The 10,987-nt window shown below is 63.6% G+C and carries 8 protein-coding genes; 3 read left to right on the top strand and 5 right to left on the bottom strand.

Annotation, left to right across the window (positions count from 1 at the left end; genetic code table 11):
- From ACTHL0_RS08450 to ACTHL0_RS08430, 5 genes are all read right to left on the bottom strand, one after another.
- Positions 1–749 (bottom strand): cysteine synthase A (locus ACTHL0_RS08450; protein ID WP_440566280.1); only part of this gene is annotated, 749 nt, incomplete at its 3' end.
- A gap of 87 nt (positions 750–836) precedes the next feature.
- Positions 837–2,843 (bottom strand): acetyl/propionyl/methylcrotonyl-CoA carboxylase subunit alpha, encoded by a 2,007-nt coding sequence (locus ACTHL0_RS08445; protein ID WP_440566279.1) that lies wholly within the window; start codon positions 2,841–2,843, stop codon positions 837–839.
- A 71-nt stretch (positions 2,844–2,914) separates the two neighbouring features.
- A complete protein-coding gene (locus ACTHL0_RS08440; RefSeq protein WP_440566278.1) occupies positions 2,915–3,706 on the bottom strand; it encodes an enoyl-CoA hydratase/isomerase family protein in 792 nt (263 codons plus the stop codon).
- Positions 3,707–3,734: 28 nt separating this feature from the next.
- Positions 3,735–5,342, bottom strand: a complete 1,608-nt coding sequence (locus tag ACTHL0_RS08435; RefSeq protein WP_440566277.1) for a carboxyl transferase domain-containing protein — start codon at positions 5,340–5,342, stop codon at positions 3,735–3,737.
- Positions 5,343–5,409: 67 nt separating this feature from the next.
- Complete coding sequence (locus tag ACTHL0_RS08430) at positions 5,410–6,591, bottom strand: isovaleryl-CoA dehydrogenase (RefSeq protein WP_440566276.1); 1,182 nt, start codon at positions 6,589–6,591, stop codon at positions 5,410–5,412.
- Positions 6,592–6,787: 196 nt separating this feature from the next.
- Between ACTHL0_RS08430 and ACTHL0_RS08425 the strand changes: the two genes are divergently transcribed.
- The 3 genes from ACTHL0_RS08425 to ACTHL0_RS08415 all read left to right on the top strand — a co-directional run.
- On the top strand, positions 6,788–7,600 hold the full coding sequence (locus ACTHL0_RS08425) for a TetR/AcrR family transcriptional regulator (RefSeq protein WP_440566275.1): 813 nt from the start codon (positions 6,788–6,790) through the stop codon (positions 7,598–7,600).
- A gap of 121 nt (positions 7,601–7,721) precedes the next feature.
- A complete protein-coding gene (locus tag ACTHL0_RS08420) occupies positions 7,722–8,732 on the top strand; it encodes a DUF2891 domain-containing protein (protein ID WP_440566274.1) in 1,011 nt (336 codons plus the stop codon).
- A gap of 205 nt (positions 8,733–8,937) precedes the next feature.
- Positions 8,938–10,987: bifunctional aconitate hydratase 2/2-methylisocitrate dehydratase (locus ACTHL0_RS08415; RefSeq protein ID WP_440566273.1), on the top strand; the 2,050-nt coding region annotated here is incomplete at its 3' end.

The following is a 10,987-nucleotide window of genomic DNA, read 5'->3' as shown; positions in this document are numbered from 1 at the left end:
CGCACGGCATCGTCGATCGCCGTGCCTTCGAGGGTGGCCGTGACACGACTCGAACCGATGCCCTCGGTGATCGAATTGCCCTCCACCTTGATTTCGCCCGTCTTGACGAAGCTATATAGACCGCTGCCGTGCGGATCGGCCAATACGATCCTGATCGCTTCGTTACGCTCCTTCAGATAGCGCGACACACCCGCGAGCGTCCCGCCCGTCCCGGTCGAGCAAACGAACGCGTCGACCTTGCCGTCCGTATCGCGCCATATTTCCGGGCCGGTGGCTTCGTAATGCGCCTGACGATTGGCAACGTTGTCGAATTGATTCGACCAAATGGCGTTTTCGGTTTGCTCAGCCAGCCTGCCCGCAACTTTCTCATAATTGTCAGGATCTTTGTAATGCTTAGCCGGTACGGGCCTGACATCGGCGCCGAGCACGCGCAACAGGTCCATTTTTTCCTGCGATTGCGTTTCCGGAATCACGATCACGCAGCGATAGCCGCGCGCAGCACAGATATGCGCGAGGCCGATGCCGGTGTTACCGGCCGTCCCCTCCACGACCGTGCCACCCGGCTTGAGGGCGCCACGACGCTCGGCGTCGAGAATGATAGAGAGCGCCGCACGATCCTTGACCGAGCCGCCGGGATTCATGAACTCGGCTTTGCCGAAGATCTCGCACCCCGTTTCCTCGCTCAGCCGAGCGAGGCGAATGAGCGGCGTGCCGCCGACCGCACCCACGAAGCCATCGCATCGAGGCATGACGCCCTCCTCATCGACGATGATGCACAAGCCTCAAGCATAGGCGAGGCAGCGCGGCAATGCGATGTGGAGAGCGGCGCAGATGCGTTACTGCGCCTCCATGACGAGCAGTTGCGCCCCATCGGTCACTTGATCGCCGACGCCAAAGAGGACTTCCGCCACCTTGCCCGCAGAGGGTGCGCCGATCGTATGCTCCATCTTCATCGCTTCCATGACGATCAGCGGTGCGCCTTTCTCGACAACGGCGCCCGGTTCAACGAGGACTGCAATAACCTTGCCGGGCATCGGCGCAGTCAGGCGCCCTTCCCCATGTTCGGCGTCGGCCGCGTGGGCCAGCAGATTCTGCCATTCGAACGTGAGCGTCGAACCTTGGTAAAACACGTGGAACATATCGCCATCGATGAACACGCGCCCCGTCACGCGGGCGTCGCCCACACGCGCCCCGAAGGTATGCGGTTCGCTCCCACGCCACCAGTCGAATGCTTCGGCCGTGCCGTCGTGTTCGAGCGTCCGCGCATCGCCCTCGCGCGCATAAACGACTTTAAACGCCCGCTCGTTTTCCGTATCGCGCCATTCTATCGTTTGCCGATAGCTGCCGTTCAAACGCCAATGCGATAGCGCATCCCACGGCGACGCACCGTGCGCGACACCGCCCTCTCGCGTCAACAACGCGCCGCACGCGAGGGCCAACGCTTCCTTGAACGGCTGTTCGACAGGCGCGAACAACGCCGCGTGATGGCGTTCGATCAGCCCCGTATCCAAGTCGGCCGTGGCGAACGGCTTGCTTTCGACGATGCGCTTGAGAAATGCCACGTTCGTTTGCGGACCCACCGCCTCGCACGCCTGCAACGCACGGCTCATACGTGCAAGCGCTTCCTCGCGATTCGCACCGTGAACGATCAGCTTCGCGATCATCGGATCGTAAAACGGCGTGATCGTGTCGCCTTCGCGTACGCCGCTGTCGATCCGCACCGGCGCGCGCGAGGGCGAGCCGATCGAAAATTCGACGCCTTGCGGCATGCGCAGATACTTGAGCGTGCCCGTCGACGGTAAAAAACCACGCGCCGGATTCTCAGCATAGACACGCGCTTCGATCGCATGGCCATCGATGCGCAGCTCGTCCTGGCGCAACGGCAGCGGCTCGCCGGATGCCACGCGCAACTGCCATTCGACGAGATCCTGCCCCGTGATCATTTCCGTGACCGGATGCTCGACTTGCAGCCGCGTGTTCATCTCCATGAAATAGAACGCGTTGTCGGTCATGATGAACTCGACCGTTCCAGCCCCGACGTAAGAAACCGCGCGTGCAGCCGCCACAGCCGCTTCGCCCATCGCACGACGCACGTCATCGGACAATCCCGGCGCCGGCGCTTCTTCGAGCACCTTCTGATGGCGACGCTGCACCGAGCAATCGCGATCGAACAAATAGACGGCGCCGCCGTGCTGATCGGCGAACACCTGCACCTCAACGTGGCGCGGGCGCGTCAGATATTTTTCGATCAGGACGCGATCGTTGCCGAAGCTGCTGGCGGCCTCACGCTGACACGAAGCCAACGCTTGCGCGAAGTCTTCGCTCCTTTCCACTACCCGCATGCCCTTGCCGCCGCCGCCCGCGCTCGCCTTGAGCAACACCGGGTAGCCGATCGCGTCGGCTTCGCGCCGAAGCAGTGCCGCGTCTTGCTCATCGCCATGGTAGCCGGGTACGAGCGGCACGGCGGCCGCATGCATCAACGCTTTGGCCGCGGCCTTCGAGCCCATCTCGGCAATGGCGGACACCGGCGGGCCGATGAAGACGAGCCCCGCCGCCTCGCACGCTTGCGCAAAATCCTCGTTCTCCGACAGAAACCCGTAGCCCGGATGAACGGCCTGCGCGCCGGTGCGCACGGCGGCATCGATGATGCGCTCGATGCGCAGATAGCTTTCGCTCGCGGCGGCGCCGCCAATATGCACCGCTTCGTCGCAGGCTGCAACGTGCTTGGCGTTGGCGTCGGCATCGGAGTACACCGCAACACTCGCGATCCCGAGCCGCTTGCACGTTGCCGCCACGCGGCAAGCGATTTCGCCGCGGTTCGCAATCAGTATCTTGTTGAACATGGTGGAAAGTCTCGCAATCAAGCGGCAGTCAGTGGCGATCGGGTTGCAATCGGGTGGCAATCGGGTGGCGGTCAGCCGCGCCAGTTGGGCGCGCGTTTTTCGAGGAACGAGGCCACGCCTTCGCGCCCTTCTTCGCTCGCGCGGATACGCGCGATGCGGCGCGCCGTATCGTCGATCAAAGCTTCGTCGAGCGCTTCACCGGCGACGTCCTGCACGAGACGTTTCGATTCGCGTACCGCATGCGGCCCGTTGGCGCATAGGGCGGCTGCGATCTTTTGCACGGTGTCGTCGAGCGCATCGGGCGCCACCCTTTCATGCACGAGCCCGAGCCGTTGTGCCGTTGCGCAATCGAACGGCTCGGCCGTCGTGAAGTAGCGGCGCGATGCCCGTTCGCCAAGCGCGCGCACGACGTACGGCGCGATCGTGGCGGCAATGAGGCCGAGGCGCGCTTCCGACAGACAAAAGCGCGCACCCTCGACGGCGACAACGATATCGCTGGCGGCAACGAGGCCCACGCCGCCCGCATAGGCATCGCCCGATACGCGCGCAATGACGGGCTTCGACGCGCGATAGATGGCCGACAGCATGGCGGCGAGACGCCCGGCGTCGATGCGGTTCTCCTCATCGGAGAACGCCGCCATCTTCTTCATCCAGTTCAAATCGGCCCCGGCGCAAAACGCCGGACCGTTGGCGGCCAGTACGATCGCGCGGACATCTTCGCGTGCCTCGAGCTGGCGGAATACGTCCGTCAGCTCGGCGATCGTCGTCTCGTTGAAGGCGTTGCGCACTTCGGGCCGATCGAGCGTGACCGTCGCGACGTGACCGGCGAACCCGAGTTGCAGCATGCTGTATTGCGTTGACATTGATCGGCTCCCTGGAAAGGACAGTGCCTTACATGCGGAACACGCCGAAACGCGTGTCTTCGATCGGCGCGTTCATCGCGGCCGAGAGCCCAAGGCCCAGGACGTCGCGCGTTTGCGCGGGATCGATCACGCCGTCGTCCCACAACCGCGCGCTCGCGTAGTACGGGTGGCCTTGATGTTCGTATTGATCCCGAATCGGCTTCTTGAACGCCTCTTCCTCGTCGGCGCTCCAGGTCCCGCCCTTCGCTTCGATACCGTCGCGCTTGACGGTGGCCATGACCGATGCGGCCTGCTCGCCGCCCATCACCGAGATGCGTGCGTTCGGCCACATCCACAGGAAGCGCGGTGAATAGGCGCGGCCGCACATGCCATAGTTGCCGGCGCCGAACGAGCCGCCGATGATGACGGTGAACTTCGGCACTTTCGCCGTCGCCACCGCCGTCACCATCTTCGCGCCGTTGCGCGCGATGCCTTCGTTCTCGTACTTCCGGCCCACCATGAAGCCCGTGATGTTCTGCAGGAACACGAGCGGAATCTTGCGTTGGCAGCACAGCTCGATGAAATGCGCGCCCTTCACCGCCGATTCGGAGAACAAGATACCGTTGTTCGCGATGATGCCGACCGGGTGGCCCCAGATGTGCGCAAATCCTGTCACGAGCGTGGTGCCGTAGCGCGCCTTGAATTCGTCGAATTCGGAATCGTCGACGATCCGCGCAATGACTTCGCGCACATCGAACGGCTTGCGCGTATCGGCGGGAATCACACCGTACACGCTTTGGGCATCGTAGCGCGGCGGCTTGACTTCGCGCATGGCCACGGGCACCTGCTTCGTGCGGTTCAGCTTGCCGACGATGCCGCGTGCCAATGCCAGGGCATGCGGATCGTTTTGCGCGAGATGATCGGCCACGCCGGAGAGACGCGTGTGGACATCGCCGCCGCCAAGATCCTCCGCGCTGACTTCCTCGCCCGTTGCCGCCTTCACGAGCGGCGGGCCGCCCAGGAAGATCGTGCCTTGATTCTTGACGATAATCGATTCGTCGCTCATGGCCGGCACATAGGCGCCGCCAGCCGTGCAGGAGCCCATGACGACGGCGATCTGAGCAATGCCCGCGGCCGACAGGTTCGCCTGGTTGTAGAAGATGCGGCCGAAGTGATCGCGATCGGGGAACACATCGTCCTGGTTCGGCAGATTGGCACCGCCCGAATCGACGAGATAAACGCAAGGCAGCCGATTCTCCGCCGCGATCTCCTGCGCCCGCACGTGCTTCTTGACCGTCATCGGGTAATACGTGCCGCCCTTGACCGTCGCGTCGTTGCAGACGATCACGCACTCTTGCCCGGCGATCCGGCCGATACCCGTGATGACGCCGGCACCGGGCGCCGCATCGTGATACATGCCGAACGCGGCAAGCTGCGAGAACTCTAGGAACGGCGTGCCCGGATCGAGCAGCTGCGCGATCCGATCGCGCGGCAACAGTTTGCCGCGTGAAACGTGTTTATCGCGTGCGGCCTGTCCACCGCCCAGCGCCAGATGGGCCACCTTCGCGCGCAGATCGGCAACGAGCGCTTCAAGCGCGGCGGCATTCGCCCGGAACTCGTCCGAGCGCGGGTTCAACTTGCTTTCGATGATCGGCATAAGGCTCGATGCTCCGTCTCGCGGCGTTCGTTCTTAGGGGTGGCGGTGCCGGACACCGCCCTTGCCGTCAAAGCGTTTCGGCGAACAGCTCGCGGCCGATCAGCATGCGGCGCACTTCGCTCGTGCCTGCGCCGATCTCATAGAGCTTCGCGTCGCGCCACAGACGGCCTACCGGATACTCGTTGATATAGCCGTTGCCGCCCAGGATCTGGATCGCTTCGCCGGCCATCCACGTGGCTTTCTCCGCGGTATAGAGGATGACGCCGGCGCAGTCCTTGCGTACCTGACGCACGTGCTCCTTGCCGAGCGTATCGAGTTGCCGGCCCACGGCATACAGATAGGCCCGGCACGCTTGCAGCGTCGTATACATATCGGCAACCTTGCCTTGAATCAGCTGGAATTCGCCGATGGCCTGGCCGAATTGCTTGCGATCGTGGATATACGGCACGACGGCATCCATGCAGGCGAGCATGATGCCCGTCGGCCCGCCGGCCAACACCGCACGCTCGTAATCGAGCCCGCTCATGAGCACCTTCACGCCGCCGTTCAGCTGCCCGAGGATGTTCTCTTCGGGCACTTCGACGTCTTGAAATACGAGTTCGCCGGTATGGGAGCCGCGCATGCCGAGCTTGTCGAGCTTTTGCGCGACCGAGAAGCCTTTCATGCCCTTTTCGACGATGAAGGCCGTGATACCGCGCGAACCCGCTTCGACATCCGTCTTCGCGTAGACGACGAGCGTGTCGCAATCCGGGCCGTTCGTGATCCACATCTTCGTGCCGTTGAGCACGTAATGGCTGCCGCGCTTATCGGCGCGCAGCTTCATGCTCACGACGTCCGAACCGGCGTTCGGCTCGCTCATCGCCAACGCGCCGACGTGTTCGCCCGAGACGAGCTTGGGCAGGTACTTGCGCTTTTGCTCGGGCGTGCCGTTGCGGTGGATTTGATTCACACACAGGTTCGAGTGCGCGCCGTACGACAAGCCGACCGACGCCGAGGCGCGCGAGATCTCCTCCATCGCCACCATGTGCGCCGTGTAGCCCAGGTTCGCGCCGCCGTATTCCTCGGACACCGTCATACCGAGCACGCCCAGTTCGCCGAACTTGCGCCAGAGGTCCATCGGGAATTGATCGTCGCGGTCGATCTCGCCCGCCCGCGGCGCGATTTCCTTCGCGGCGAAATGGGCGATCGCGTCGCGCAGCATGTCGATGTCTTCGCCGAGCGCGAACTGCAAACCAGGCACATTGCTCATGAATGTCTCCTCGAATTCGGGTATTCGGATTCGGGCCGGATCAGCCCTTGCGAGCGATATCCGCGCTCGAACACCGCGCATTTCACGCCACATTTACGTAAGCGTCAATAGTTTTATTGAGGAACGCTCATTTTTCGACCGCCACACCCCGGCGTGGGCGTGCAGTGCTAACATCCGCGGCAGCAACCAAGCGGGCGTGACAAAGTTGAATACGACTCAGAGCGGGGAAGAAGCGAAGGCCGAAGCGGGCGGCGCGCGGCGTCAGCCGGCCGGCCGCAAGTCGGCGCAACGCGTGAAGGACATCCTTCAGGCGGGGCGCGCCGTGTTTTCCGAAAAAGGATACGAACGCGCAACGACGGCGGAAATTGCGCAGCGGCTCGGCGTGTCGGAAGCCACCGTCTTCAGCTACTTCCGCGGCAAACGGGAACTGTGCGCCCGCGTCATCGCCGATTGGTACGACGAAATCATCTCGGCGATCGAAACGGGCCTGCCCCGCGACGGCAGCGCACGCCAACAATTCGCCTTCATCGTTCGCACGCATTTGCGGTTGATGCTCGTGCACGGCACCGGCATGTGCTCGCTCGTGTTGTCGGAAGGACGGGCGAAACATCATGAACTGAGCGCCGAACTGACCGCCCTGCAACGCCGCTACACCGCGCCGCTGATGCGGGTGCTGGCACAGGCGCAACAGGCCGGGCAGATCCGCACCGATCTCCCGCTGCGGCTCATGCGCTCGATGGTGTTCGGGCCGATGGAGCACGTGCTGTGGGACGCGACGCTTGCGCACAGGAGTCCCGACATCGACGTGACCGCCGATCGGCTCGTCGATATTCTTTGGACGGCGCTGCAGCCGCCCGCCCCGGCTGTCGCCGCGCTCGTGCAGCTGAAGGACGATTTAAGCGAAGCGATGCAGCGGTACGAGTCCGCTACATCAATGGACGAAGCCGGCTCGCCAGTCACCGGCGCAGGCGATCGACGCAAGCCCCGGCGCTTGCAGACGGGCGATTGACAGATAGATCGACAGTCCATTTTCGATGGCCCCATCGGGTGCGGGCTTCACGTCCCGGCGCGCTTGCCGAACGCCGATCCGGCGACTATCGTTAGGGGCTGCTCAACCGATCTTCTCCTCGATGACTACCCGTCTTACGCCTGCGATTGCGTCGAAGTTCGCCACCTTGGCGCTCGCGCACCTGACGCGCGAATATCCGAACAAACTCACGCATTCGCTCGCCGGCCCGCAAGACGTGCGCTCGCCCCGCGAGCTGCATCCGATCTTCTACGGCAGCTACGACTGGCATTCGTGTGTGCATGGATATTGGCTGGCGCTGAGACTCGTCGATTGCTATCCCGAGCTGCCGCAGGCACCGGCGATTCGCACCGTCGTCGACGCGCATTTCACCCAGGCCAACGTCGCCGGCGAACTCGCGTATTTGAGTCTTCCTCACAATCGCGAATTCGAACGCCCGTATGGATGGGCATGGCTGCTCGCACTCGCCGGCGAGCTCGATGCCATGCGCTCGCCGGACGCTGCGCGGTGGGCCGCGACGCTTGCGCCGCTCACGGCCGCCATCGTCGATCGATTCATGGAATTCCTGCCGAAGGCGAGCTATCCGGTGCGCGTGGGGACGCATTTCAACACAGCGTTCGCACTGGCGTTGGCGCACGAGTTCGCTCACGAAACGGGGCGGACGGCGCTTGTCACGTTGATCGAGGAGACCGCGTGGCGCTGGTATAAGAGCGATGCGGATTGCCAGGGATGGGAGCCCGGCGGCGACGATTTCCTTTCGCCTGCGCTGATGGAAGCGGAATTGATGCGTCGTGTACTGCCGCACGACGCGTTCAGCCTATGGTTCGGCCGCTTCTTGCCGCGCTTGGCACAGCGTGAACCGGCCGCGCTGTTCGCGCCGGTGACCGTCACGGATCGCACCGACGGCAAGATCGCCCACCTCGATGGCTTGAACTTGAGCCGCGCCTGGTGCCAGCGCGCGCTAGCCGGCGCGCTATCCGACGGCGACCCGCGCAAGACGTTGCTCGAGGAAGCGGCCGAGACGCACTTGAAGACAGCGCTCGGCCACGTGGCCGGCGACTATATGGGCGAGCATTGGCTTGCCACGTATGCATTGTTGGCGCTGGAGGCGTGAGCGCTTCCCCGCCGGCCAGCCTCATCGGTAGTCCAGCGTCGGCGCTTTTTCTGGCTCAGGTGCCTTGTCCAACTCTGATATAAGACATAAGACATTTGACGTTACACTGCATTGGCACTTAAAATCGCGATCGCAGCAGTACCCGGAACAGGAACAGCCTCGGCGTGCCTGGCCTTCCCTCGAAACGCGATACAGCAGGTCCCCCATGCTTGAAAATTTTCGTGCTCACGTAGCCGCGCGCGCCGCGCTCGGTATTCCTCCCCTCCCGCTGTCGGCTCAGCAAACGGCCGAGCTGGTGGAGCTGCTGACGAATCCGCCCGCCGGTGAAGAGCAAGCGCTGCTCGATCTGATCACGCACCGCGTGCCCGCCGGCGTGGACGAAGCCGCCCGCGTGAAGGCCGGCTTCCTGGCCGCCGTGGCCAAAGGCCAGACCGCCTGCCCGCTGATTTCGCGTGCACGCGCCACGGAACTGCTCGGCACGATGCTGGGCGGCTACAACATCGAGCCGCTGATCGAACTGCTGTCCGACGCCGAAGTGGGCGCAACCGCTGCCGATGCCCTAAAGAAAACCCTCCTCATGTTCGATCAGTTCCACGACGTCAAGGAACTGGCCGAGAAGGGCAACGTCAACGCGAAGTCCGTCATGCAAAGCTGGGCCGACGCCGAATGGTTCACGAGCCGTCCGGAAGTGCCGCAAAGCCTGACCATCACCGTATTCAAGGTGACGGGCGAAACCAACACCGACGACCTCTCCCCGGCCCCGGATGCCACCACGCGCCCGGACATCCCCCTGCACGCTCTGGCGATGCTGAAGAACGCGCGCCCCGGCATCACGCCGGAAGAAGACGGCAAGCGCGGCCCGGTCAAGTTCATCGAATCGCTGAAGGAAAAGGGTCACCTGGTTGCCTACGTGGGCGACGTCGTGGGCACCGGATCCTCGCGCAAATCGGCCACCAACTCGGTGCTGTGGTTCACGGGCGAAGACATCCCCTTCATCCCGAACAAGCGTTTCGGCGGCGTGTGCCTGGGCGGCAAGATCGCCCCGATCTTCTACAACACGATGGAAGATGCCGGTGCGCTGCCGATCGAACTCGACGTGTCGAAGATGGAAATGGGCGACGTCGTCGAACTGCGCCCCTACGAAGGCAAGGCACTGAAGAACGGCGAAGTGATCGCCGAATTCCAAGTCAAATCCGACGTGCTGTTCGACGAAGTGCGCGCCGGCGGCCGCATTCCTCTGATCATCGGCCGCGGCTTGACCGCCAAGGCACGTGAAGCGCTGGGCCTGCCCGCCTCCACCCTGTTCCGCCTGCCGCAGCAGCCGGTTGATAGCGGCAAGGGCTTCTCGCTGGCACAGAAGATGGTTGGCCGCGCCTGCGGCCTGCCGGAAGGCCAAGGCGTGCGTCCCGGCACGTACTGCGAACCGAAGATGACCTCGGTCGGCTCGCAGGACACCACCGGCCCGATGACGCGCGACGAACTGAAGGACCTGGCGTGCCTGGGCTTCTCTGCCGACCTCGTCATGCAGTCGTTCTGCCACACCGCCGCTTATCCGAAGCCGGTGGACGTGAAGACGCACCAAACGCTGCCGAACTTCATCAGCACGCGCGGCGGCATCGCGCTGCGCCCAGGCGACGGCGTGATCCACTCGTGGCTGAACCGCATGCTGCTGCCCGATACCGTCGGCACCGGCGGCGATTCGCACACCCGCTTCCCGATCGGCATCAGCTTCCCGGCCGGTTCGGGCCTGGTGGCCTTCGCGGCCGCTACCGGCACGATGCCGCTGGATATGCCGGAATCGGTGCTCGTGCGCTTCAAGGGGAAGATGCAGCCGGGCGTGACGTTGCGTGACCTGGTCAACGCGATCCCGCTGTATGCCATCAAGCAAGGGATGCTGACGGTGGCCAAGCAAGGCAAGAAGAACATCTTCTCGGGCCGCATTCTCGAAATCGAAGGGCTGCCCGAGTTGAAGGTCGAGCAAGCGTTCGAATTGTCGGATGCGTCGGCCGAGCGCTCGGCGGCGGGTTGCACGGTGCACCTGAATAAAGAGCCGATCATCGAATACCTCAACAGCAACGTCACGCTGCTGAAGTGGATGATCGCGCAAGGCTATCAAGACCCGCGCAGCTTGCAGCGCCGCATCAAGGCGATGGAGCAATGGCTGGCCGATCCGCAACTGTTGTCGCCGGATGCCGACGCTGAATACGCAGCCGTCATCGAAATCGATTTGGCCGACATCCACGAGCCGATCGTGG

It is taken from the genome of Trinickia sp. (genome assembly GCF_051961175.1).
In the GTDB taxonomy this organism is placed as follows: Bacteria; Pseudomonadota; Gammaproteobacteria; order Burkholderiales; family Burkholderiaceae; genus Trinickia.
This window is presented reverse-complemented; position numbering and strand designations above follow the sequence as displayed.